Genomic DNA, 22895 nt, shown 5'->3' with positions numbered 1-22895 from the left:
TGGAATCCACTTTTCGGAAGAATCCGATGCGATAGCGGTAACCTGGCGGCTTACCAGTAGTAGCGCGGCGGCGGCGCGAAGAGCGGCGGAGGCGGCGGCGGGGCGTAGTAGCGCGGACCATAGTAGCGGCGCGGGCCGTAGTAGCGCGGGCCGTAATATGGGCGCGGCGGGCCGTAATAGCGGCGCGGGCCGTAATAGTACTGGGCCTGCTGCACCATGCCGCCGGCAGCATCGACCAGCGGCGCAGCCGCGACCGGCGCGGCGGAGGCCGGGGCGGCGCTCAGGGCTGCAACGCCCAGCGTGCCGACCGTCACGGCGGAGAGAAGCATCGTCTTGAACATGATATCCTCCTGCGATGGCGTCGGCGGTCATGGCTTGCGGTGACCAACGCCGTCCATGGGAGGGGAAACTATCCCCCTTAACCTGAACGGCGCGAAACCGCGCCGTTCAGCCAGCCTTCATTGAGCGGCCAATCATGGCCGCAATGCGTCAGCCTCAGCGGCAGACCCGTACAGGGCGGATCACCCAGCGCCAGCCGTTCCACACGCGGCGTTCCGACCAGAAACAGCGCGGACGGTAGTAGGGGCGCGGGCCATAATAGCGGCGCGGGCCGCGATAGTAGTATTGAGCCTGCTCGATCAGGCCCTGGCCGGCTTGCGCAGTCTGCCCGGCCGGAGCTGCGATCGGAGCGGCCGAGACCGGGGCGGCCATCATGGCGAAGCCGCCAAGCGCGCCTGTCACGGCAGCCGCGAGAAGCGTTGTCCGGAACATCGTGTTCTCCATCGATAGCCATCGGCCGTGCCGATGGACGACTTGTCGTCCCTGAAAGGAACTTGGGCCGTTTCACCTGAACGGCGCGAAACCGCGCCGTTCAGCTTGCCTTCATCGAGGCGGGTGGCCGGCTTAGCGGCAGATGCGGTGCTGGCGCACGATCCAGCGGTGGCCGTTCCAGACGCGGCGGGTTTCGGTCCAGCAGCGACGAGCATGCGGGCGGCCCGGGCCGTAATGCGGGCGACCCCGGTGCCAGGCCTGCTGGACGAGACCGGTCTCGGCGCCCGCACCCAGGGCCGAACCGGCCGAAATCGGGGCTGCGGAGGCCGGGGCGCTGCTCATGGCGGCACCGAGCAAGGTTGCTGCGCCGAAGGCGGCGGCAATGATGCGGGTTGTCAACATGGGCGTACTCCTTTGTTAATCCAGCCGCTGGCCCGCCATCAAATGCTCGCCCCCGAACATTGCGAACCATGCGGTCGTCTCGTGGTTAGCAGACCGGGTATGAACGAAATCTGTCCGGTTCCGGTTCCGGCCCGCGCTTGACCATGGCTGGCCCGAACCCTAATCACCGCCATTCCTTTGTTATTGGAAGGTTGCAGGCATTTGTCCGCCCCCGCGCCACACTCGCTTTCCACCATCCCGGCTTCCTCCCCGGCGATGGACCCGACCCGCTCCTTCCAGGGGCTGTTGCTGACGCTGCAGCGCTTCTGGGCCGAGCGAGGTTGCGTGGTGCTCCAGCCCTACGACATGGAGGTTGGCGCCGGCACCTTCCATCCGGCGACGACGCTGCGCGCGCTCGGGCCGAAGCCATGGAAGGCGGCCTATGTCCAGCCCTCGCGCCGCCCCAAGGATGGTCGTTACGGCGAGAACCCCAACCGCCTGCAGCATTACTACCAGTTCCAGGTCATCCTGAAGCCGTCGCCGCCGGACCTGCAGCAGCTCTATCTCGACTCGCTCAGGGCGATCGGCGTCGATCTCGGCCTGCATGACGTGCGCTTCGTCGAGGACGACTGGGAGAGCCCGACGCTCGGCGCCTGGGGCCTCGGCTGGGAATGCTGGTGCGACGGCATGGAAGTCAGCCAGTTCACTTACTTTCAACAGGTCGCGGGCGTCGAATGCGCGCCGGTCGCGGGCGAACTGACCTACGGGCTCGAGCGGCTGGCGATGTATGTTCAGGGCGTCGAGAACGTCTACGACCTCAACTTCAATGGCCTCGATGGCGAGGACCGCATCTCCTATGGCGACGTCTTCCTGCAGGCCGAGCAGGAATATTCGCGGCACAATTTCGAGCACGCCAATACCGAGATGCTGTTTCGGCATTTCTCGGATGCGGAGGCCGAGTGCAAGGCGCTGCTCGCCGCCGGCGAGCCGGGTTCCGGCGCCAACCAGCCTCGCCACCAGCTCGCCCTGCCGGCCTATGACCAGTGCATCAAGGCGAGCCACATCTTCAACCTGCTCGACGCGCGCGGCGTGATCTCGGTCACCGAGCGGCAGAGCTACATCCTGCGCGTGCGTGAACTCGCCAAGGCCTGCGGCGCGGCCTGGCTGAAGACCGCCGGCGGGGGAGCTGCGTGATGCCCGATCTTCTGCTCGAACTGTTCTCGGAAGAAATTCCCGCGCGCATGCAGCGCAAGGCCGGCGAGGACCTCAAGAAGCTCGTCACCGACGCGCTGGTCGAGCGCGGTCTCGTCTATGAGGGCGCCAAGGCCTTCGCGACGCCGCGCCGCCTCACGCTGCACATCGCCGGCCTGCCCGTGCGCGGCCGCGACGTGCGCGAGGAACGAAAAGGTCCGCGCGTCGGCGCGCCCGATGCCGCCGTGCAGGGCTTCCTCAAGGCGGCAGGGCTGACCTCGCTCGATCAGGCAACCATCGTCAGCGATCCGAAGAAGGGCGACAGCTACGTCGCCATCATCGAGAAGCCCGGGCAGGAGACCGTTCAGGCGATCGCCGAGATCGTGCCGGCCGTGATCCGCTCCTTCCCCTGGCCGAAATCGATGCGCTGGGGCAAGGCCTCGGCGGCCGGCGCCAGCCTGCGCTGGGTGCGTCCGCTGCACTCGATCCTCTGCACCTTCGGCGCCGAGACCGAGGACCCGGAAATCGTGCCCTTCGAGGTCGACGGCATCGTCTCGGGCAACGTCACCTATGGCCACCGCTTCCATGCGCCCGGATCGATCACGGTGAAGCGGCTCGACGACTATGTGACCTCGCTGGAGAAGGCGAAGGTCGTGCTCGACGCTGACCGGCGCAAGGAAATCATCCTCACCGACGCCCGCAACCTCGCCTTCGCGCAGGGGCTCGACCTCGTCGAGGACGAGGGCTTGCTGGAGGAGGTCGCCGGCCTCGTCGAATGGCCGGTCGTGCTGATGGGCTCCTTCGAGGAACGCTTCCTCGACATCCCCGGCGAGGCGATCCGCGCCACCATCCGCGCCAACCAGAAATGCTTCGTGCTTCGCGATCCCGCGACGGGCGCGCTCGCCAACCGCTTCATCCTGGTCTCGAACCTCCTCGCCAGCGACGGCGGCGCGGCAATCACCGCCGGCAACGGCCGCGTCGTGCGCGCGCGTCTCTCGGACGCCGCCTATTTCTGGCAGACGGACCGTGGTTCGCTGCCGGACCTTGGCACGTTCGAAGAGAGCGCTGCAAAGCTCGGCCTCGATCTCACCAAGCCGCTCGACCAGCGCATGGCCAAGCTCGACAAGCTCGGCGTCGTCTTCCACGCCAAGCTCGGTACGCAAGGCGAGCGCGTCCAGCGTATCGCTGCGCTGGCGAGGGAGTTGGCGCCGATCGTCGATGCCGATCCCGACAAGGCCGAGCGCGCCGCCAAGCTTGCCAAGGCCGATTTGCCGACCGAGATGGTCGGCGAGTTCCCCGAGCTGCAGGGCCTGATGGGCCGGAAATATGCCGAGCTGCAGGGCGAGGATGCGTTCGTCGCCGCCGCGGTCGAGGAGCATTACAAGCCGCTCGGGCCGTCGGACCGTGTGCCGACCGATCCGGTTTCGGTCGCCGTGGCGCTCGCCGACAAGCTCGATACGCTCGTCGGGTTCTGGGCCATCGACGAGAAGCCGACCGGCAGCAAGGACCCTTATGCATTACGCCGAGCGGCGTTGGGTATTTGCCGAATTTGCGATGAGAACAATCTCAATCGCCTTCAGCTTGAACTGATTCTGACACGATTGTTCGACAAGTGGCCTTCTGTCGATGGACCTGTTGCTGCTTTCGATCTGATCGACTTCATCGTTGAACGTTTAAAGGTCATGCTTCGCGATCGGGGCATTCCGCATGACGTGGTTGATGCGGTCTCGCGGCAGGGCATTCGGCGCGAGACGATGACTCCCGGCATGACGAATGTCAGAGTAATTTCGATCATCATTCGGACGGCCGATGCACTCGGCCGCTTCCTCGACACCGAGGACGGCAAGAATCTGCTTGCGGGTTACAAGCGCGCCGCCAACATCCTCAAGGCCGAGGAGAAGAAGGACGGGGAGGGCGCCTTTGCTGGCGCGCCGGACCTGCACCTCATCGCTGCCGCCGGCCTCATCGAGGAGAAGGCGCTCGCCGTAGCGCTGGCGCAGGCGACGCCGAAGGCCGAGGCCGCCGTCGCCGCCGAGGACTATGAGGGCGCCATGGCGGCGCTCGCCGAATTGCGCCCGGCCGTCGATGCCTTCTTCGACAAGGTCACGGTCAACGATCCCGATCCGGCCCAGCGCGCCAACCGCCTGAAGCTGCTCAACCAGCTCCGCCAGGCGACCCGCGCGGTCGCGGATTTCGATCGCATCGCGGGCTGACGCCCGCCGTCATGCTCGGGCTTGACCCGAGCATCTCGGAAACCAGCGCCTTCTGATCCTGAGATTCTCGGGTCTACGCTGTGCTCCGCCCGAGAATGACGGGCGCGCGTCATGCTCGCCCTTGTGGCGAGCATCCACGTCTTGACGGTTTCGACGGAGGAAGACCTGGATGGTCGGGACAAGCCCGACCATGACGGTGGGCGCTACCCTGGCGAGCCCGCCCGGCCCTTCGCCGGCAAACCCCGAACCGGAACCTATTCCCACCCTGCGACGTTCTGTCGGCGGGGCTGACAGGTCGCGAATGCGTCGCGGCAGGGCTCCGGGGGGCCGGCCACCGGCCGAGATAAAGGGCTGCAAGCATGTCCATTCTGATTTCGCTGCTGATCACCGTTCTCGTCATCGGCCTCGTGCTCTATCTCGTGCGGATGCTTCCGCTTGACGGGCAGATCAAGAACGTCGTGCAGATCATCGTGATCGTGATCGGCATCATCTCGCTGTTGCGCTATCTCGCTGTTTTCTAAGGCGATTGACGGCGCCCGCGCGCTGGTACAGACTTGAATAGGTCCAGAGGGCCCCGGACGCTCCCGTCTCGGGGCCCTTTCCTGTTTCAGGGCAAGACCATGAACGCGCCGAACCGTACCGGCCACATCAGGCTGACCTCCCATCCCGAGCCCGGCAGCGCCGCCGTTCGCTTTCCGATCCGATGGGGCGCAGCCACCGCCGCCGAACGCGGCCCGATCATCGCCTCGACCACCAACCCGGGCGACCGCAACGTCATCGGCGCTCATGGCGGCTCCTATTCGGTCTACCGTGCGCTGGCGATCTCGGCCCGCGCGATGAACCCCTCGCAGCGCCCGGACCTCACCAACACCTACCCAACGGCCGAGATCGCGCCGCAGCCGCAATGGGCCGATCCCAGGAAGATCGTCTCGCTCGATCCTTTCGGCCATACGGTGGCGCAGGATTTCGGCAAGTTGATCGGCGAGGGGATCGACATCCGCCCCTCGATCGCCATCACCAAGGCCAGGCTCAACCTGCCCGAGATTCTCGCGGCCATGGCCGCGCACCGGCTGGCGGCGGACGGGAACATCCTGCATCCCTCCGGCGACATCTCCGTCACCAAGATCGCGGTCGACCCGGTCTGGTACCTGCCCGGCATCGCCGAGCGCTTCGGCACGACCGAGAACGAATTGCGCCGCACGCTCTTCGAGCAGACGGGCGGCATGTATCCCGAACTGGTGACGCGGCCGGACCTCAAGGTCTTTCTGCCGCCGATCGGCTCGATCACCGCCTATGTCATGGGCGAGGTCTCCGGCCTTGCCGACCGCAAAACACGCATCGCCTGCCGCGTCCATGACGAGTGCAACGGTTCGGACGTCTTCGGTTCGGACATCTGCACCTGCCGGCCCTACCTCATCCACGGCATCGAGGAATGCGTGCGGGAGGCGCAGAGCGGCGGCGTCGGGCTGATCGTCTACAACCGCAAGGAGGGCCGGGCGCTCGGCGAAGTCACGAAGTTTCTCGTCTACAACGCCCGCAAGCGCCAGGAGGGCGGCGATTCCGCCGCGACCTATTTCGAGCGCACCGAATGCGTCGCCGGCGTACAGGATGCCCGTTTCCAGCAGCTCATGCCGGATGTGCTGCATTGGCTCGGCGTCACCCATATCGACCGGCTGATGTCGATGTCGAACATGAAATACGACGCCATGGTCGAGAGCGGCATCACCATCGGCGAGCGCGTCGCCATCCCGCCCGAATTGATTCCACCCGACGCCTCGGTCGAGATCGAGGCCAAGAAGGCCGCCGGCTATTATTCGCCGGAAGGCACGCCCGGAGACAATGCGCTCAAGGCCACCGTCGGCCGTGACCTCGACAAGTTCTGATCCCGCCCCGCTCACGTCCCCCGAGTTGACGATGCCTGACCGCGATCCCGAGGCGTTCCGCGCCCTGTTGAAACCTGCCGCCGTGCGTGAGCGTGCGCGGGAGATGCTCGAGCTGGGACTCGCCGGCAAGCTTTTCCATTTCAGCGTCCAGCCCGAGCGGCTGGAAGCCTGCGCGGACTATGTGCTTGAGACCATCCGCGCGAATTATCCCACGCTCGAGATCCCCTTCCATGCGCGCTGGCGCCATTTTGTGGTCGCAGGCGATGATCGTTGGCAGCGGCTCGATCAGGCGAGGGGCTTCCCGGACCCGGCTGCCCGTGGCCGCGCCGCCTATGATCTTGCCGTGGTCAGCGTCCTGCTCGATGCCGGTGCCGGCCAGGACTGGCGCTATCGCGACGCCGCGACGGGCCGCGACATCGGCCGTTCCGAGGGTCTGGCGCTCGCTTCGCTCGACATGTTCGCCGCCGGCCTGTTCTCCAGCGATCCGGCCGATCCGCTGCGCGCCGATGCGGCCGGGCTGAAGCACCTCGATGCGGCGACGCTGGCGCGCGGCTTCCAGGCGGGGCCGGACAATCCGCTGCTCGCGCTCGAAGGGCGTGCCGCCCTGCTTAACCGCCTCGGCGAGGAGATGGAAAAGCAGGGCTTGTCGCGCCCCGGCGAACTCTTCGATCGTTTCGAAGCCGCCGCCGACACCGGCACGCTGCGAGCCGCGCATATGCTAGGCGAGGTGCTCGCGACCTTCGGTGGCATCTGGCCTTCGCGCCTGACGCTCGCCGGCGTCGCGCTCGGCGATACCTGGCGTCACCCCCTGATCGCGCCCGGCGAGGTGACGGAAGGGCTCGTACCTTTCCACAAATTGTCGCAATGGCTGACCTACTCGTTGATCGAGCCGCTGCAATGGGCCGGCATTGCCGTCATCGACATCGACGATCTCACCGGCCTGCCCGAGTATCGCAATGGCGGGCTCTTCCTCGACAGCGGCGTGATCGCGCTGAGGGACGAGGCGGATCGAACGAAGTCGCATGAGGTCGCATCGCCGCTGGTCGTCGAATGGCGGGCGCTGACGGTGGCGTTGCTCGACGAGATCGGCCTCTTGATCCGCAAGCGCCTCGGCCGCTCGCGCGAGGATTTGCCGCTTGCCAAGGTGCTCGAAGGCGGGACCTGGGCCGCGGGCCGGCGGATCGCGCGTGAAAAGCGTGTGGATGGCGGTCCGCCCTTGACCATTGTCAGCGATGGCACGGTATTTTGACGGTGAGCAAAGATGCGAGAGATAAAGGGGTAGCCGGCGTATGACTTCGAGCCAGGACGGCGTCACTGTCGTCGATCACCCGCTGGTCCAGCACAAGCTGACGCTGATGCGCCAGAAGGACCGCTCCACCAAGAGCTTCCGCCAGCTTCTCAACGAGATCGGCATGCTGCTCTGCTATGAGGTGACACGCGATCTGCCGACACAGATGATCGAGATCGAGACGCCGCTGACGACCTCGATGCAGCCGGTCATCGCCGGCAAGAAGCTGGTCTTCGCGCCGATCCTGCGGGCGGGCGTCGGCTTCCTCGACGGCATGCTGGAGTTGGTGCCGGCCGCGCGCGTCGCCCATATCGGCCTCTACCGCGATCCCGATACGCTCCAGGCGGTCGAGTACTATTTCAAGGCACCGTCGGACATCGCCGACCGCATGATCGTGGTGATGGACCCGATGCTGGCCACCGCCAATTCCGCCGTGGCTGCGGTCGAGCGTCTCAAGGAGCGGGGGGCCAGGGATCTGCGCTTCGTCTGCCTGCTGGCGGCGCCGGAGGGCATCGCTCACCTGCGCAGCGCGCATCCCGATGTCCGCATCTGGACCGCCGCCATCGACGAACGCCTCAACGAGCACGGCTACATCATGCCGGGTCTCGGGGATGCGGGCGATCGCATGTTCGGCACGCGCTGAGCACCGAAAAGGCCCATGCCGTCACTGGCACGGGCCTTTACCGCCTATGGCATCGGCCCGAAAAGCAGCATCCCCTTTCGGAAAATCCGATGCGACAACAAATAGATGGATCGCCGCCATCGCGTCCGACGGGGCGCGCGGCGATCGAGCGTCATTCGATGATTTCGACCACGCGGCGGGTGCGCGGCTCGACGACGACGGCTTCGCCGTTCACGATCGTATAGCGATAGCCGGGCGCGCCATATGCCGCCGGCACGTTGTGATAGACCACGCCCCGCGCCGGTAGCACAGTGCCGACCCCGATCGGTTCTGCATAGCGATACGACCGCATATGCTGTCCCATCACATACGTCCGGAACCCTGCGTCGTCGTTGATCATCGTACCGCCGGCGGGATCCCGCCTGAGGGGCGGAGCGAATACGTCGAACGGCATCATATTCGTCTCGGTGCCGACGAGGGCCGGGTCATGAGTGAAGCCGCCGCTGGCGGGGTCGCGGATGATAGGCCCCATGCTCTGTGCGAAAACGGTTGCGGGAATGGCTGCAAAAGCCGCAGCCAGTAGAATCCGCTTGATCATGATCGACCTCCGATATCTGCCTAGCCCCGGTACGAGAATGCGCGCCTTCTGCGGCAGTTCCGTGCCTCGACGATCACAAAAGCGAGAATGGCCCGCCCCGTTGCCGGGGCGGGCCGTTCCGTGCCGAGAGACGAGCGTCACTCGATGATCTGGACCACGCGGCGCGTCTGCGGCTCGACGATGAGCGTGCGATCGTTCACCACCGTGTAGTTGTAGCGCGAGGCGGACGGTCCGTACTCGGCCGGTACGCGGTGATAGACGACGCCCTGCGCTGGCAGGACCGTGCCGACCGCGACCGGCTCGGCATAGGCATAGGACGGGACGCGCTGCTCGACGACATAGGTGCGGAAGCGCGGCTCCGCAGCATCGCCGACGATCGCGCCGACCACGGCGCCGCCGACGCCGCCGACAACCGCACCGACAGGGCCGCCGACCACGGCGCCGCCGACGGCGCCGGCAGCTGCACCGCTGGTCGCACCGCCGACCGCACCGCCCGAAGGCTGGGTCTGGGCGAAGGCAATCGCCGGAGTAATGGTCAATACGGTAACAAGAGCGAGCTTCTTGAGCATGACGTTCTCCTTTCGAAGTGAACTTCGGGAAGGAAAACCGCAGCAAGCCGAAACAGTTCCCCAAAAACGGGGTCACGAGATGTTAACGTTTGCAATCGGCGTCGAGAAGATGAGGCGCAACAACGACTTGTCAGTTCATTGCGGAGGGGCGGAGGGGCGCTCGCCGGGCGCGGATGTTCGCTGGAAATGAAAACGGCGGGCACGAGGCCCGCCGCGAACACGATGGAATTGGCCTGATCTCACTGCTTCGGGGCTGCCGAAAGCGCAGGCGTCAGCTTGTCGGCATCGCGCTTGATCAGAGCAGCGAAGCCTGCCGGGGTGCGCTCCTCAGCCGTCGGCAGAACGGTGCCGAGGTCGAGCAGGCGCTTCTTGGTGCCTTCGTCGTTGAGCGCCTTGTTCAGCGCGTCGACCAGCTTGTCGACGGCCTCCTTCGGCATGCTCTTCGGGCCGGCGATGCCGTTCCATGCCTCGATCTGGTAGTCCGGCAGGCCGGCTTCCTTCGTGGTCGGCACGTCGGGCAGGGCCGGCGAGCGCTGCGCCGAGGCGACGGCATAGGCCTTGATCGAGTTGGCGCGGACCTGCTCGGCGACGGAGACGATCTGGTCACACATGAAGTCGACCTGACCGGAAACGAGATCGTTCAGCGCAGGCCCGGTGCCGCGATAGGCGACGGCGTTGATCTTCGGCGTGCCGAGGATGCCCTTGAGGAGGGTGCAGGTGGTCCAGGAGACCGAGCCGAGGCCGGCATGGGCTTCGTTCACCTTGTCCGGGTTCGCCTTCACATAGGCAGCGAATTCCTTGAGGTCTTTCGGCTCGAAATTCTTGCGCGCCACGATCAGGATCGGCGTCCCGCCGGCCAGACCGATCGTCTGCATGCCGTTTATCGGGTCGTATTTCAGGCCGGGATAGGTGGCGGGGGCCGCCGAGAAGGTGCCGAGATGGCCCATCGCGATGGTGTAGCCGTCGGGCGCGGCCGTGACGGCGCGCGCGATGCCGGTGGTGCCGCCGGCGCCCGCGACGTTCTCGATCACGATCTGCTGGCCGAGAGTCTTCGACATGTGATCGGCGACGATGCGGGCGATGATGTCGGTCGGCCCGCCGGCCGCGAAGGGTACGATCATGGTGATCGGTTTCGTCGGATAGCTCTGCGCCTGTGCGCCACCGGTTAAGGCCAACGCCGCAGCTGCGGCGAGGCCGAGAACGAACTTCTTCATCAGCATTCCTCCCAGAGATTGCTTGAAACGAAATTGGAGGGATTGCCGCCGTGGCGGCAACCCCGTCATTCGGTGAAGACTTCGTCGCGCTTCTTCGAGATCGAGGGCAGCAGGGCGATCGCGAGCACGAGGACGGCGACGATCAGCAGGCCGAGCGAGATCGGCCGGTTCTGATAGTCGATGAAGGTGTAGAACGAGCCGCGCGAGATGATCAGCGCCTGCCGGAGCTTCTCCTCCATCAGCTTGCCGAGCACGAAGCCCAGCAGCATCGGTGCCGGCTCGAAGCCGAGTTTGATCAGCAGATAGCCGAACAGTCCGAACAGCGCCGTGAAGGCGACGTCGAGCGGCTGGTTGTTCACCGAGTAGATGCCGATGCAGCAGAAGATCAGGATCGCCGGGAACATCAGCCGGTAGGGCACCTGGAGCAGCTTCACCCACATGCCGACGAGCGGCAGGTTGATGATGAGCAGCATCAGGTTGCCGATCCACATCGAGGCGATCATGCCCCAGAACAGGTCCGGGTTTCGGGTCATCACCTGCGGGCCGGGAATGATGCCGTGGATGGTCATCGCGCCGACCATCAGCGCCATCACCGCGTTCGGCGGGATGCCGAGCGTCAGCAGCGGAATGAAGGCGGTCTGGGCGCCGGCGTTGTTGGCGGATTCCGGTCCTGCCACGCCCTCGATAGCGCCCTTGCCGAAGCGCGACGGGTCCTTGGCGATCTTCTTCTCGATGGTGTAGCTGGCGAAGGGGCCGAGCACCGCGCCGTTGCCGGGCAGGATGCCGAGGATGCTGCCGATGAAGGTGCCGCGCAGCACCGGCGCTGCCGACTGCTTGATGTCCTCCCAACCGGGCAGCAGCCGGCCGATCTTGCCCTTCACCACGTCGCGGGCTTCCGGGCTCTCGAGGTTGCGCAGCACCTCGGCGAATCCGAACACACCCATCGCCAGAACCGAGAAGTCGATACCGTCCGCAAGCGCGGGAATGCCGAAGGTGAGCCGTTCCTGACCCGTTTCGAGATCCGTGCCGACGGTCGAGAACAGCAGCCCCAGCATGATCATGCAGAAGGCCTTGAGGATCGAGCCGCGCGCCAGCACCACTGCGAAGCACAGGCCCATCACCATCAGCGAGAAATACTCGGCGGGGCCGAACAGCAGCGCCATCTTGGTGAGCGGCGCACCGAGTGCCGCAATGATGACGGTGGCGACGCAGCCGGCGACGAAGGAGCCGATCGCGGCCGTGCCCAGCGCCACGCCCGCGCGCCCTTGCTTGGCCATCTGGTGGCCGTCGAGCGTGGTGACGACCGAGGTTGCCTCGCCGGGGATGTTGACCAGGATCGCGGTGGTCGAGCCGCCATACTGGGCGCCGTAGTAGATGCCGGCCAGCATGATCAGCGCGCCGGTCGGGTCGAGACCGAAGGTGATCGGCAGCAGGATCGAGATCGTCGCGATCGGGCCGACGCCGGGCAGCACGCCGATCAGCGTGCCGACAAGACAGCCGGCGAAGCAAAGCGCGATGTTCTTGAGCGTGAGCGCGACGCCGAAGCCGAGTGCAAGGTGGGAGAACGTCTCCATCATCGCTCAGATACCCAGGAGCCAGGGCGCGAGCGGGATCGGCAGGCTCAGCGCGTATTTGAAGAGAAGAATGCAGGCCGCCGACATCGCGATCGCGAAGATCAGCAGTTCCTTGAGCTTGCGGTCATCCGCGGCCAGCCCCGAGATGAAGATGAGCAGCGGCCCGGCGACGAGCAGGCCGAGCGCCGGAACCTGGATCGGGCCGAATTCGAAGCCGCGGATGGTCAGCGCGAACAGGCAGGCGCCGCCGAGTGCGAAGAAGATGCCCTTCCAAGACCAGCCCGAGAGGCTCTCGCCGTTGTAGCGCAGCGAGGCGAGCGCGAGCATGATGCCGAGCGCACCGCAGATCACCGCGAAGGCCTTCGGCAGCATGCCCGGGCCGAGCTGGCGCAGCGTTCCGACCGGAAGATCCCAGGAGAAGATGCAGGCGCCGATCGCCAGCACCACCATGAACAGGCCGCCGGCCAGATCCTGCGTCGATCGTATGCGCAAACCCTGCGCCCGTTCTATCTGATTGAGACTCATCAGGCTCCTCCGACTGGCGACCCGGGGCGGGCGGTCCGTTTCTGCGTTTTGGGGGAAGGGGAGAGGGGAACGCTGTGGCGCTCGTCGAGCAAGGTCACGCTTTCGCGCAGGATCGCCAGGAAATCGTCGCGCGCCGGCAGTTTCTGCTGGGGACGCCAGGCCACGCCGACCAGCGCGCCTGGCGGTGGCGGGTCGAGCAGCGCGCCGCGTAGCCGCCGCATCGTCACCCCGGGGAAGGAGAGGCGCGAGACCCAGTCCGGCGCCAGCGCCATGCCGAGCCCGGCCGCGACTGCGGACATCATCGCCGGCTTCTCGGTTGCCTCGATGGTGACGTTGGGCACCGCGCCGACGCTCTCGAAATAGGCCATGACGAGATCGTAGGCGTAGGGGCGGATGCGCTTGGACGGCACGACGAAGGGCTCGCCGACGAGATCGAGCATCGTCAGGTGCTCGCGGGCGGCGAGTGGATGGGCCTCGTTGAGCACCACGAGCGGGCGTTCCACCCGCAGGATCTCGAAGGCGCAGTCCGTCGGCTTGCGCGGTGGGCGGGTGAGGGCGAGGTCGAGCTTGCCGGACTCGAGCATTTGCACCAGCGCAGCCGTCATCGCTTCGACGAACTTGATCTCGATGCCGGGGAAGCGGGCGCGGAAGGCTACCAGCGCTTCAGGGACGAAGCTGGACGAGGCTGCGTCGATCGCCCCGACGCGCAGCACCTTGCCCGAGGCAAGAGAGGCCTCGCGCACGGCCCGGGATGCATGCTCCATCTTGACGAGAATGCTTTTGGCTTCCTCGAGCATGATCAACCCGGCGCGGGTCATCGCGACCTGGCGGGTGGTTCGCGTCAGCAGGCTGACGCCGAGCTCGTCTTCGAGCGCACTGATCTGGCGTGACAGGGCGGGAGGCGCGACGCCGAGCCGCTCGGCCGCGCGGCCAAAATGCAGCTCCTCCGCCACCGCGATGAAACATCGCAGTTGCCGCACGTCCATGGCCGTCCCCTGTTCCCCAGTATCGCTTCCCGCGATATCTCTGTCAGTGGCACGTGCCCTTAGCGCCTCCAGCCGACAAGTCGACCCTACTGCAATTCATAATTTTTTGGCAATAAACTCTTCGGCTCATGCCGGCCGTGTCCGTGCCTTCCGAAACAGCCTTCCATCGATCAGGGCAAGCCCGGCGAAGATAGCGGCCATCCCCAGGAAATGCCGCGGCTGCAGTGCCTCGCCGAGGAAAAGCGAACCGAGCAGAATCGCACTGACCGGGATCAGGAACGTCACCAGCATGACGTTGGTGCCGCCGGCGCGGCGCATGATCCGGAAGAAGATGACATAGGCGAGAGCTGTCGAAAGCAGTGCGAGTCCGACAAGCGAGAGCACGACCCGGGTGCTTGGGGTGGGCAGCTGCCAGGGCGGGTCGAAGGCAAGCACGAGCGGGATGGCCATCAGCGTCGTGGCACTGACCTGCCCGGCCGCCGTGACGAGGGGCGGCAGGCCGCGGAAGCGCCGGCCGAAAAGGCCTGCGAAAGCATAGGACAGGGCGGCCGCGAGGCAGGCGAGTTGCGGCAGGAGCGCTCCCGACAGGCCGCCGACGGCATCAGGGCCCATCAGGATCGCAACGCCGACCATGCCGGCGCCGACCCCGGCGAGCCTGAGCCCCGTCGCCTTCTCGTCCTGGCTGAAGAGATGGGCGACGACCACGCCGAAGAGCGGGGTCGTGGCATTGAGGATCGAGGCGAGGCCGCTGGCGATCTGCGTCTGGCCCCAGAAGATCAGTCCGAACGGGATCAGGTTGTTGAGCAGACCCATGCCGAACAAAGCGAGCCACATCCGACCGCCGACGCGCATGGACAATCCCGATAGCCTGACGACAAGGAGCAGAGCCGCTGCGGCCATGCCGACGCGCGCGAGGACGACAGCCAGCGGCGGCCATTCGGCGACGGCGATCTTGCCGAAGAAGAAGGCGCCTCCCCACAGCAGCGAGAGCAGCAGGAGCAGCAGCCAGTCGCTGAGATCCATGGCAGGCTGCGAGGTGGGGGAGGAGGACATGGCGAGCCTGCTGAAAAGGAACGAGCCGGAGCGATAGGCTCGCCCCGGCTCGTTCTCCACCCGTTTTCTGTTTCAGGCGGCTTCGGCGTCGCGCGCCTGCCACATCGCCTGGAAGGCCGGTCGCGCCTGACAGGCATCGAGCCAGGCCTTGACCCGCGGAGCGGCGTCGAAGAGCTGCGTCGCGGGCTTCGCATATCGGATGATCTCGGCGACGTTGATGTCGGCGACGGTGAAGCGGCCGCCCATCACATAGCCGTTGCCCTCGGCCAGCGTCTTGTCGAGCACCGCAAAGGGGCCGGGCAGGGCTGTAAGCGCCGCCTCGACCAGCTCCGGCTTGCGCTTCTCCGGCGGATAGGCGGCGAGATGGAACTGCAGGTTGAGCGCGTGGGTCTCGCACTCCGTCGCCGCCCAGAGCGACCACATCACCGCGAGGCCTTCCTCCTGCGCGTTCTGCGGTGCCAGGGGCCCGCCATGCTTGCGCGCGAGATAGAGGTTGATGGCCAGCGATTCGTGCAGCTTGAAGCCGTCATCGTCGATGCTGGGGATGTGGCCATTCGGGTTGATCTTCAGGAACTCGGCGCTGCGGGTATGCAGCGGCACGCCGGGAGCGTTCTGATCCGGCACGCGATAGGCCTGGATCACCGGCACGTGCGTGAACGGCAGACCGAGCTCGTTGGCGAGCCAGATGACGCGCGTGGCGCGCGAACGATAGCAACCGTAGATCGTCAGGGACATCGGCGGGATTCCGGTGAGAGATGGCGAGCTGGCGACTTGAGCCGGCGAAGGCGCCGATTCCGTCGCTGCGACATTAGGCGCGGGATCGCGCTGCGCCAATGCGGCAGCCCCCGATTGCCGCATGCAAAAAACCGTTTGACGCGGGCGCTTTGCGGGTGCATTGGCCCTCCTGCTCCCGGCCCGCGTGGCCGGCTGCTCACAGGAAACCTCAACCCGATGCCCAGCGACAGTCCCAGCCGACAGTCGAAGCCGTCTGCAGCCGCCTCGCGCGCCTGACCGGGTTGTCCGGCTCGCCTGCGATCCGGCCATGACGGCCCGATCGCAAGGAACAGAGCCATGAATGATACTGTCGCCACGACGGACCTCCTCGCCGTGACGCTGGCCCAGACGCTGGCGCAAGAGCACGTCGCCGACATCGTCGAGACGCTGAACGAACAGGACGAGGCGACGATCGCCCATGTCCTGGCGGAGCTGCCTTTCGACCGTGCCGTCGAGGCGCTCGATCAGCCCGAGTTCACCGCTGCCGCCGAGGCGCTGGCGCTGCTGCCGGATGGGCGCGCCGGCGCGCTGCTGTCGGCCATGTCGGCGGACCGAGCGGCCGACGTCTTCCAGGAGTTCGACGAGGAGACACGTCAGCGTTTGAGCGGTCGCATCGACCGCCAGACCCGCTCCGATCTCAAGAAGCTGCTGGCCTATCCCGAGCACAGCGCCGGCTCGATCATGACGACCGAGTTCGTGAGCGTGCCGAACAACTGGTCGGTGCAGCAGACGCTCGACCATATCCGCCGCGTCGAGCGCTCGCGCGAGACGGTCTATGCGATCTACGTGCTCGATTCCGTGACGCGCAAGCTGGTCCGCGCCGTCTCGCTGCGGCGCCTGATCGCCGGCGATCCCGAGGCGCCGGTCGAGTCGGTCGTTCCGGCGCACAAGCCGATTACCGTTGCCCCCGAGGTCGATCGCGAGGACGTGGCACGGCTCATCACGAAATACGACCTGCTCTCCGTTCCCGTCGTCGACGCCGACGAGCACATCATCGGCATCGTCACCTTCGACGACGTGATCGACGCCATGATCGCCGAGACGACCGAGGACGTGCAGAAGCTCGGCGGCATGGAGGCGCTCGACGAGCCGTACAACGAGATCGGCTTCCTCTCGATGATCCGCAAGCGCGCCGGTTGGCTCTCGATCCTGCTGGTCGGCGAGATGCTGACCGCCTCGGTCATGCAATACTTCGAGGGCGAGCTCGAGAAGGCGATCGTGCTGACGCTGTTCATCCCGCTGATCATGAGCTCGGGCGGCAATTCCGGTTCGCAGGCGACCTCGCTGATCATCCGGGCGCTGGCGCTGCGCGAGGTCACGCTGAAGGATTGGTGGCGGATCGCACTGCGCGAATTGCCGACCGGCCTCACGCTCGGCGCCATTCTCGGCGTGATCGGCGTGGTGCGGATCATGGTGTGGCAGTGGCTCGGTCTCTACGACTACGGACCGCACTGGATGCTGGTCGCCGCGACGGTGGGCGGCGCGCTGGTCGGTATCGTCACCTTCGGCTCGCTCGCCGGCTCGATGCTGCCCTTCGCGCTGAAGCGGCTCGGTTTCGATCCCGCCAGCGCCTCGGCACCTTTCGTAGCCACGCTGGTCGATGTCACCGGTCTGATCATCTACTTCGGTGTCGCTGCGGCGATCCTGACCGGGACGCTGCTCTAACCGAAGAGGCCCGTCATTCTCGGGCGGAGCGCAGCTCCGACCCGAGAATCTCAGGTAGGAAGAGGTTCCTGCACCTACCGGTTACGAGATGCTCGGGGCGAGCCCGAGCATGACGAGCGTTTGAAACGTAAGATCAGCTGGCCAGAACGCGCTGCGGCGGGAAGGTGATCTCGACCAGCGTACCCTCCTTCTTGACGCTGGTGATCGACATCGCGGCGCGGTTGGCCTCGACCAGCGCCTTGGTCAGCGGCAGGCCGAGGCCGGTGCCGCCGGCGCGTCGCGTCGTCGGCACCTGCCGGAAGGGCTCGAGCGCGAGCTTCAGCTCGTCGTCATCCATGCCGATGCCGGTGTCGCGCACCCGCAGGATCGCCTCGCCCTGATCGCCGAGCGCGGTCGAGATGATGACCTGCCCGCCGGCATCGGTGAACTTCACCGCGTTCGACAGCAGGTTGATCGCGATCTGGCGGATCGAGCGCTCGTCGGCGACCACTGGCGGCAGCTTCGGCGACAGGCCGGAGCGCAGTACGACGCGCCCGCGCTGTGCCTCGGGCTGCAGCAGCGCCACGGTCGACAGCGCGATCTCGTTCAGGTTGACGCTGGCGAAGTCGAGATCGAGCTTGCCGGCCTCGATCTTGGCGAGGTCGAGCAGGTCGTTGACGAGGCTGATGACGTAGCCGCCCGACTGATGGATGTCGCGCAGATATTCCTTGTAGCGCTCATTGGCGATGGGTCCGAAGCGCTCCTCGGCCATCACCTCGGCGAAGCCGATGATGGCGTTGAGCGGCGTGCGGATCTCGTGGCTGATCTTGGCGAGCACATCCGATTTCTGCGCACTCGCCATCTCGGCTGCCTTGCGGGCATCGACGAGCTCGCCCTCGGTCTTCTTCCAGGCGGTGATGTCGCGCAGCACCGCGCAGAAGCGCGGCTCGGTGCCATGCGCGATCTGGCCCATGGTCATGAACAGCGGGATCTTGCCGCCCTGGCGCACCCGGCCCTGCACCTCGCGCCCGTCGTTCAGCACCGAGGCGACGCCGCCGCCCTTCAGCCCCTCGAGGTAATCGAGTGCTGGCGCATGGCTCTCGCTGGCGAAGAGCAGCGTGAACAGCTCGCCGGTGACCTCGCGCTGGTCGTAGCCGAACAGCGCTTCGGCAGCCTTGTTGAGCGACAGGATGCGCCCGCGATCATCGACGGTAACGACGCCGTCGGTCGCCGTGTCGAGCATGGCTGTGAGCTCGGCGATGCGGCCGTCGCGCGCTTCGGCGTCGAGCCTGAGCGCTTCCACGCGGGCGGCCGATTCCGCCTCCTCGGCGGCGAATTCCGCAGCGAGTTCGGCTTCCTCCGCCTCTTCCGGCGTCAGCACCGGTACTTCGCCACCGCCGCCGTTCGGATGGCGGAAGGCCATCAGCGTCGCCGGCTCGTCCTGCCAGCTCACGCTGGAGAGCACGGCATCGACACTGACCAGATGACCGAGGCGGTCGATCAGCGTCATCGCGCCGCCATCGGCCCGCGACGCCTCCTTGATCAGCCGGCTGACATTGCCGCCGGCCTTCAGGTCGGCGAGGTCGGCGAAATCAAGCAGCGCGAGCAGGGTGCGGTTGGCATAGAGCGCCTCGTCGCCGCGGTTGACCAGGACCGCGATGGGCAGCCGGTCGAGCACGTCGGCATGGGAGTTCCGCTGCCGCGCCGGGGCCGTGACCGTTTCGGCCTCCGCTGCCGGCTTCTCAGTGACGGCGGCGGCCTCTTCCTGTTCCTTGACCTGGAGCGGCGCGACCGGCGGCAGGCGCGGGCCGCTGGGCTCTTCGTCGCCGGCGAGGCGCGCACCGAGCGCCTTGGCGATCTCGCGGAAGGCATTGCGCTCGGCCGAGCTCAGATGCGGCTTCGACGGCTCGAGAATGGGGCGCAGCGTCGTCAGCGTGCCGCCATTGCGCAATGGAACGATGTTGTCGGAGGGCGCCTTCGTCCGCTGAGCAGACCGCTCGTCGTCCGCTTGATCTGCGGGGGACGCTTCGGATTCGTCGCGCCCTCCCAGCTCCGAGAGCGGAATCTCGACGCTCTCGTCAGGGAGGTTTTCCGCTTCGGGCGCCACTTCGCGCTCTGCCGCGCGCTCCTCTGACGGCTCGTCTGCCTCGTCGGCTTGGGACCATCCCGCCTCTACGTCGGCAATGGCATGCGTCGCCTTGGCAGCTTCTTCCTGCTGATTCGCGTCCTCGTCCGCTAGGGTGGCTTCCACTGGCGCAACAGGCGCGTCCGCCGCGGCCTGTTCAGGCGCGACACTGGACGCAAGGAACGGCTCGCGCTCGTTCAGGCGGGCGATGCCGAAGCCGCGGAAGCCGGCGAGCGCGCGCGCCGCATCGAGGATCGGCACGCCCGACAGCTCGACGCGCGCGCCTTCACCGGGCGTATCTGTCTGCCAGAGCAGGTTGTGGCTGCTCCAGGTCGTGGCGGTGCCGAGCCGCTCGATCAGTCCGCCGTCACGGTCGAGAATGGTGGAGCCGAGGAGATCGTGCCAGCGCTGGCCGATCAGCCTGGCTGCTGCGTCGGCGCCCGTCAGGGCGGCGATCTGGTCGGACAGCTTGGTCAGCCGGGTCTCGCCGTCGCTCTGCCAGAGGAAGCGGATCGTCGACGGGCGTGGCGAGGTGGGCGAATCGGTCTCCGCCGACGGCGTGGCCGTCGCCGCTATGGCCGGCGTCGGCTCGGCCTTCGGAGGTATCGTGATGCCAAGGCGGCGCAGCTCGGCAGCGGGGATGGCGATCGCCAGGACAGTCTGCCCGTCCGGGCAGGGCAGGAGCTTGCAGCCGCAGGTGACGGGGATGGCCGCGAAGCCGGACGTCAGGCGCAATCGTTCGAGGCGGATGCCGGCCGCGGAGGCAAGGCCGCCGGCGAGCGCATCGAGCCGCCGCCGCGCCTGATTCGGAATGGCATCGGCCGCCTTGCCACCGAGCAGTGCCCAGCCGGCGTCGTTCGCGAAGCCGGGGCGCCCAACGGCCGCGTCCCAGAGCAGCAGGGCGCCGCCCGCGGCAAAGGACGCAAGGGCGGCGTCTTCAGCCGCCGCCACGCCCCGTCGCGTCCAGTCCTCTCCGGATTCGCTCATGCCTGCCCGCTCGTTCGATCCGCGCCTGTTATACCTAATGAATGCTTAATAGCTCCCAAACGGCGGCGAATCCATGGAACCAAAGATCGCTCTCCCGCTTCTCCTCGAAACAGCGTTAACATGCGCAGTGTCGCAACTGTCACGTTGTTGTCATTGCGGTGCAACAATGATATTGCAGTGCACAATGACGTAGGATTGGCTGTAGGACGACAGGAGGATCCCATGAACGGCAAACTGCCTTATGAAGTGCCGACCGAGATGCGCGAATTCGCCGAGCGTAGTGTCGAGCAGGCTCGCAAGGCCTTCGACGGTTTCATTGGCGCGGCTCAGAAGGCTGTGGACAGCGCCCATGGCTCCGCCGAGAGCGCCCGCGCCAACACCCATGATGCGACCCGCAAGGCCATCGCCTATGCAGAGAACAATGTCGCCGCCGCCTTCGACTTCGCCCAGAAGCTGGTGAAGTCAAAGGATCTCACCGAGGTCATGCAGCATCAGTCGGAGTTCCTGAAGTCGCAGATGGCGGCGCTCCAGGACCAGCTCAAGGATGTCGGCGCTGCCGCGCAGGAAGCTGCGGCCAAGGCTGCCGAGACCGTCAGCAAGGCCACGAAGGGCCGCTGAAACCTGACTGCCGGCGCGCGACGCGCCGGCATCGTCCTATCGGGCCGGGCCTTGCGCCCGGTCTCCGCTGTTTGCCGCTGAAGGAGAGCCGTCATGGTCAAGCCTGCTCCCACCAGGACGAAGTCCAAGGTCCCCGTCAGCCTGCCTCCGGTGAGGGCGCTGCCGTCCGTATCCGCCGAGCCGCAAGCTGCAACGCCGCCGTCGACGAGTGCCGAGGCCCGCCCCGCGACCAGCGCTGCGGTGCCCCCTCACGTCACTTTCGCCCCCGAATCGGCTGCGAAGCCCGCTTTGCCGACCGCAGCCGCTCCTCCGGTTGCCCAGAAGCCGTTGGTGACCGAAAAGCCGGTTTCATCCGCCATTCCGGCGCCGGTGCGGAACGATACGGTTGCTGCGGCCAAGGCGAATCCGGCCGACATGGCGCCGGCATCTGCGGCTGTGGTGAAGGCGGCTCCTGCCCAACAGCCGCCCGCGAAGATCGTTGCGTCCAAAATTCCAGCCACGGCCCCTGGGGCGCCGCTGAAGACCGCAGTAGCCAAAGCTTCCGTTGCTCCGAAGGCTGCCTCGCAAGAGACCGCCCCGCGCGTCAACGCCGCGCCGGCCGCGTTGAAGCCGGCTCGGGAACCCGCACGGTCGGCCGAAGCCGCGCCGTCTACCCCGGTCGTCAAGCCGGCCGATCCGGTCTCCGCGCCCGTGGCAGCCAAGCTGATCCAGCCGGTTTCGCTCGATTCGCTGCCGCTGCCGCGTCCGCCCGAGGCTGCAGCCGTCGCGTCTTCGACCATCATGAGCCAGGCGCTGACGATGGCGCGGGCCTTCGGCGCTCTGCAGGCCCACATGCTCGACCATGCCTGCGCCGAGCTTGAGGCGACGTTGCAGGATGCGCAGAAGCTGGCGCGCAGCAACAGCGCCTCGGAGGCCATCACGCTTCAGGCCAAGGCGGTTCGCCGCAGCTACGAATCCTATGCGGAGCACCTGAAGGAGCTCGCGCGCGTCGCCAATACGGCGCTGCGCAAGGACTAGGTGCGGGGACAGGATCGGCGCGCTTGTGGGTGCGCCGAAATTCCTGCGGTGGAAATCGAATTCCGCGGTTGCAAAAGCGGCACGTCGGCTCTAGGGTCCGCGCCGCTGGTGATCCCCGCTGCGGCGGCCGGGTTCCACGCCCCGGGTACGGGCAGCCATAGCTCAGTTGGTTAGAGCGCTAGATTGTGGATCTAGAGGTCCCCCGTTCAAGCCGGGGTGGCTGTACCATCCTTCAAGTTTTTCCCTCATCGTCATGCGGCGCGGTCGGCTGCGGCCGAGTCCGCGGTCCTCTTGAAGCGCGGCCATGGCTTCGCCATATCCTGCGCAAGCGAAAGGGTTCGCCTTTCGCCCGCGGGATGCTGCCGGCGGCGGGTCCCGATGTTCGTGAGGCGCCTTTCGAGGGCCTGGAAGAGATGACGCGTACGCCTAGCCTGTCACACCCGTTCCTGCTCGGCTTCGACGATATCGAGCGTGCGCTCGATCGCGTGGCCAAGGGCGCGAGCGAGGGTTACCCGCCCTACAATATCGAGCGGCTGCCCCGAACGGAGGACGAGCCCGATTGTCTGCGCATCACGCTGGCCGTGGCGGGCTTCTCGCGCGAGCAGCTCGAGATCACGCTGGAGGAGAACCAGCTGACGATCCGGGGCCGCCAGGGCGACGACAAGAATCGGCAATTCCTGCACCGCGGCATCGCCGCCCGTCAGTTCCAGCGGAGCTTCCTGCTGGCCGACGGCATGCAGGTTCTCGGCGCCGATCTGTCGAACGGCTTGCTTGCGATTGATCTCGTCAGGCCGGAACCGGAACGGCTCATCCGGCGTATCGATATCATGAGCCGAAAGTAGAGGACGGGTCCCCGTCCAGC

The 22895-nt window shown here is 66.5% G+C and carries 22 protein-coding genes and 1 tRNA gene; 11 read left to right on the top strand and 12 right to left on the bottom strand.

Annotated elements, in window-relative coordinates; genetic code table 11:
- Window positions 1–50: 50 nt before the first annotated feature.
- From AC1DIN_RS06505 to AC1DIN_RS06495, 3 genes are all read right to left on the bottom strand, one after another.
- Window positions 51–341: a hypothetical protein gene (locus tag AC1DIN_RS06505; protein WP_441468815.1), complete on the bottom strand. Its 291-nt coding sequence runs from the start codon at window positions 339–341 to the stop codon at window positions 51–53.
- Between the two features lie 154 nt (window positions 342–495).
- Window positions 496–771, bottom strand: a complete 276-nt coding sequence (locus AC1DIN_RS06500) for a hypothetical protein (protein WP_476809112.1) — start codon at window positions 769–771, stop codon at window positions 496–498.
- 132 nt (window positions 772–903) lie between these two features.
- Window positions 904–1173, bottom strand: coding sequence for a hypothetical protein (locus AC1DIN_RS06495; RefSeq protein WP_476809111.1), 270 nt, complete (start codon window positions 1171–1173; stop codon window positions 904–906).
- 255 nt (window positions 1174–1428) lie between these two features.
- Between AC1DIN_RS06495 and AC1DIN_RS06490 the strand changes: the two genes are divergently transcribed.
- The 6 genes from AC1DIN_RS06490 to upp all read left to right on the top strand — a co-directional run bounded on the left by AC1DIN_RS06490 (window position 1429) and on the right by upp (window position 8370).
- The gene (locus AC1DIN_RS06490) at window positions 1429–2346 is read left to right on the top strand and encodes a glycine--tRNA ligase subunit alpha (RefSeq protein ID WP_476809383.1); all 918 of its coding nucleotides are present in this window, start codon (window positions 1429–1431) and stop codon (window positions 2344–2346) included.
- Entirely contained in the window at window positions 2346–4556 is a 2211-nt protein-coding gene (glyS, locus tag AC1DIN_RS06485) for a glycine--tRNA ligase subunit beta (protein ID WP_476809110.1), read from the top strand. The genes AC1DIN_RS06490 and glyS overlap by 1 nt, the downstream gene beginning before the upstream one ends.
- A 359-nt stretch (window positions 4557–4915) precedes the next feature.
- A complete protein-coding gene (locus AC1DIN_RS06480; protein ID WP_091855869.1) occupies window positions 4916–5077 on the top strand; it encodes a Thivi_2564 family membrane protein in 162 nt (53 codons plus the stop codon).
- Window positions 5078–5176: 99 nt separating this feature from the next.
- Window positions 5177–6439 (top strand): GTP cyclohydrolase II, encoded by a 1263-nt coding sequence (locus tag AC1DIN_RS06475; protein ID WP_476809109.1) that lies wholly within the window; start codon window positions 5177–5179, stop codon window positions 6437–6439.
- Window positions 6440–6470: 31 nt separating this feature from the next.
- Window positions 6471–7688 carry a URC4/urg3 family protein gene (locus AC1DIN_RS06470; RefSeq protein ID WP_441468810.1) on the top strand — a complete coding sequence of 406 codons (1218 nt, stop codon included), beginning with the start codon at window positions 6471–6473 and terminating at the stop codon, window positions 7686–7688.
- A gap of 40 nt (window positions 7689–7728) precedes the next feature.
- Window positions 7729–8370, top strand: a complete 642-nt coding sequence (gene upp, locus AC1DIN_RS06465) for a uracil phosphoribosyltransferase (protein ID WP_441468809.1) — start codon at window positions 7729–7731, stop codon at window positions 8368–8370.
- 151 nt (window positions 8371–8521) lie between these two features.
- Here the strand turns inward: upp and AC1DIN_RS06460 are convergent, their stop codons facing one another.
- The 8 genes from AC1DIN_RS06460 to AC1DIN_RS06425 all read right to left on the bottom strand — a co-directional run bounded on the left by AC1DIN_RS06460 (window position 8522) and on the right by AC1DIN_RS06425 (window position 15603).
- Window positions 8522–8947, bottom strand: coding sequence for a DUF1236 domain-containing protein (locus tag AC1DIN_RS06460; RefSeq protein WP_441468808.1), 426 nt, complete (start codon window positions 8945–8947; stop codon window positions 8522–8524).
- A gap of 137 nt (window positions 8948–9084) precedes the next feature.
- Window positions 9085–9516 carry a DUF1236 domain-containing protein gene (locus tag AC1DIN_RS06455; RefSeq protein ID WP_476809108.1) on the bottom strand — a complete coding sequence of 144 codons (432 nt, stop codon included), beginning with the start codon at window positions 9514–9516 and terminating at the stop codon, window positions 9085–9087.
- Between the two features lie 239 nt (window positions 9517–9755).
- Entirely contained in the window at window positions 9756–10730 is a 975-nt protein-coding gene (locus AC1DIN_RS06450) for a tripartite tricarboxylate transporter substrate-binding protein (RefSeq protein WP_476809107.1), read from the bottom strand.
- A 65-nt stretch (window positions 10731–10795) separates the two neighbouring features.
- The gene (locus AC1DIN_RS06445) at window positions 10796–12307 is read right to left on the bottom strand and encodes a tripartite tricarboxylate transporter permease (protein WP_476809106.1); all 1512 of its coding nucleotides are present in this window, start codon (window positions 12305–12307) and stop codon (window positions 10796–10798) included.
- A 3-nt stretch (window positions 12308–12310) separates the two neighbouring features.
- Window positions 12311–12829 (bottom strand): tripartite tricarboxylate transporter TctB family protein, encoded by a 519-nt coding sequence (locus tag AC1DIN_RS06440; RefSeq protein WP_476809105.1) that lies wholly within the window; start codon window positions 12827–12829, stop codon window positions 12311–12313.
- Window positions 12829–13815, bottom strand: a complete 987-nt coding sequence (locus AC1DIN_RS06435; RefSeq protein ID WP_441468803.1) for a LysR family transcriptional regulator — start codon at window positions 13813–13815, stop codon at window positions 12829–12831. The genes AC1DIN_RS06440 and AC1DIN_RS06435 overlap by 1 nt, the downstream gene beginning before the upstream one ends.
- A 126-nt stretch (window positions 13816–13941) precedes the next feature.
- The gene (locus tag AC1DIN_RS06430) at window positions 13942–14868 is read right to left on the bottom strand and encodes a DMT family transporter (protein ID WP_476809104.1); all 927 of its coding nucleotides are present in this window, start codon (window positions 14866–14868) and stop codon (window positions 13942–13944) included.
- 72 nt (window positions 14869–14940) lie between these two features.
- Entirely contained in the window at window positions 14941–15603 is a 663-nt protein-coding gene (locus AC1DIN_RS06425) for a glutathione S-transferase family protein (protein ID WP_476809103.1), read from the bottom strand.
- Window positions 15604–15939: 336 nt separating this feature from the next.
- On the opposite strand from AC1DIN_RS06425, the gene mgtE reads away from it, so the two are divergent.
- Window positions 15940–17307, top strand: coding sequence for a magnesium transporter (mgtE, locus tag AC1DIN_RS06420; RefSeq protein ID WP_476809102.1), 1368 nt, complete (start codon window positions 15940–15942; stop codon window positions 17305–17307).
- Window positions 17308–17440: 133 nt separating this feature from the next.
- On the opposite strand, the gene AC1DIN_RS06415 is transcribed toward mgtE, so the two are convergent.
- Window positions 17441–20398, bottom strand: a complete 2958-nt coding sequence (locus AC1DIN_RS06415) for a sensor histidine kinase (RefSeq protein WP_476809101.1) — start codon at window positions 20396–20398, stop codon at window positions 17441–17443.
- 222 nt (window positions 20399–20620) lie between these two features.
- On the opposite strand from AC1DIN_RS06415, the gene AC1DIN_RS06410 reads away from it, so the two are divergent.
- From AC1DIN_RS06410 to AC1DIN_RS06395, 4 genes are all read left to right on the top strand, one after another.
- Window positions 20621–21016 carry a phasin gene (locus tag AC1DIN_RS06410; RefSeq protein WP_441468798.1) on the top strand — a complete coding sequence of 132 codons (396 nt, stop codon included), beginning with the start codon at window positions 20621–20623 and terminating at the stop codon, window positions 21014–21016.
- Window positions 21017–21109: 93 nt separating this feature from the next.
- A complete protein-coding gene (locus AC1DIN_RS06405) occupies window positions 21110–22033 on the top strand; it encodes a phasin family protein (protein WP_476809100.1) in 924 nt (307 codons plus the stop codon).
- A 151-nt stretch (window positions 22034–22184) separates the two neighbouring features.
- Window positions 22185–22261, top strand: a tRNA-His gene (locus AC1DIN_RS06400).
- A gap of 185 nt (window positions 22262–22446) precedes the next feature.
- Window positions 22447–22875 carry an Hsp20 family protein gene (locus AC1DIN_RS06395; RefSeq protein ID WP_441468796.1) on the top strand — a complete coding sequence of 143 codons (429 nt, stop codon included), beginning with the start codon at window positions 22447–22449 and terminating at the stop codon, window positions 22873–22875.
- Window positions 22876–22895 lie beyond the last annotated feature (20 nt).

Source organism: Allobosea sp. 05T438 (genome assembly GCF_056396025.1).
This window is presented reverse-complemented; position numbering and strand designations above follow the sequence as displayed.

Coding starts and splice junctions, on each gene's coding strand:
- AC1DIN_RS06505 (WP_441468815.1), bottom strand. CDS start 341: ATGTTCAAGACGATGCTTCTCTCCGCCGTGACGGTCGGCACGCTGGGC.
- AC1DIN_RS06500 (WP_476809112.1), bottom strand. CDS start 771: ATGTTCCGGACAACGCTTCTCGCGGCTGCCGTGACAGGCGCGCTTGGC.
- AC1DIN_RS06495 (WP_476809111.1), bottom strand. CDS start 1,173: ATGTTGACAACCCGCATCATTGCCGCCGCCTTCGGCGCAGCAACCTTG.
- AC1DIN_RS06490 (WP_476809383.1), top strand. CDS start 1,429: ATGGACCCGACCCGCTCCTTCCAGGGGCTGTTGCTGACGCTGCAGCGC.
- glyS (WP_476809110.1), top strand. CDS start 2,346: ATGCCCGATCTTCTGCTCGAACTGTTCTCGGAAGAAATTCCCGCGCGC.
- AC1DIN_RS06480 (WP_091855869.1), top strand. CDS start 4,916: ATGTCCATTCTGATTTCGCTGCTGATCACCGTTCTCGTCATCGGCCTC.
- AC1DIN_RS06475 (WP_476809109.1), top strand. CDS start 5,177: ATGAACGCGCCGAACCGTACCGGCCACATCAGGCTGACCTCCCATCCC.
- AC1DIN_RS06470 (WP_441468810.1), top strand. CDS start 6,471: ATGCCTGACCGCGATCCCGAGGCGTTCCGCGCCCTGTTGAAACCTGCC.
- upp (WP_441468809.1), top strand. CDS start 7,729: ATGACTTCGAGCCAGGACGGCGTCACTGTCGTCGATCACCCGCTGGTC.
- AC1DIN_RS06460 (WP_441468808.1), bottom strand. CDS start 8,947: ATGATCAAGCGGATTCTACTGGCTGCGGCTTTTGCAGCCATTCCCGCA.
- AC1DIN_RS06455 (WP_476809108.1), bottom strand. CDS start 9,516: ATGCTCAAGAAGCTCGCTCTTGTTACCGTATTGACCATTACTCCGGCG.
- AC1DIN_RS06450 (WP_476809107.1), bottom strand. CDS start 10,730: ATGAAGAAGTTCGTTCTCGGCCTCGCCGCAGCTGCGGCGTTGGCCTTA.
- AC1DIN_RS06445 (WP_476809106.1), bottom strand. CDS start 12,307: ATGATGGAGACGTTCTCCCACCTTGCACTCGGCTTCGGCGTCGCGCTC.
- AC1DIN_RS06440 (WP_476809105.1), bottom strand. CDS start 12,829: ATGAGTCTCAATCAGATAGAACGGGCGCAGGGTTTGCGCATACGATCG.
- AC1DIN_RS06435 (WP_441468803.1), bottom strand. CDS start 13,815: ATGGACGTGCGGCAACTGCGATGTTTCATCGCGGTGGCGGAGGAGCTG.
- AC1DIN_RS06430 (WP_476809104.1), bottom strand. CDS start 14,868: ATGTCCTCCTCCCCCACCTCGCAGCCTGCCATGGATCTCAGCGACTGG.
- AC1DIN_RS06425 (WP_476809103.1), bottom strand. CDS start 15,603: ATGTCCCTGACGATCTACGGTTGCTATCGTTCGCGCGCCACGCGCGTC.
- mgtE (WP_476809102.1), top strand. CDS start 15,940: ATGAATGATACTGTCGCCACGACGGACCTCCTCGCCGTGACGCTGGCC.
- AC1DIN_RS06415 (WP_476809101.1), bottom strand. CDS start 20,398: ATGAGCGAATCCGGAGAGGACTGGACGCGACGGGGCGTGGCGGCGGCT.
- AC1DIN_RS06410 (WP_441468798.1), top strand. CDS start 20,621: ATGAACGGCAAACTGCCTTATGAAGTGCCGACCGAGATGCGCGAATTC.
- AC1DIN_RS06405 (WP_476809100.1), top strand. CDS start 21,110: ATGGTCAAGCCTGCTCCCACCAGGACGAAGTCCAAGGTCCCCGTCAGC.
- AC1DIN_RS06395 (WP_441468796.1), top strand. CDS start 22,447: ATGACGCGTACGCCTAGCCTGTCACACCCGTTCCTGCTCGGCTTCGAC.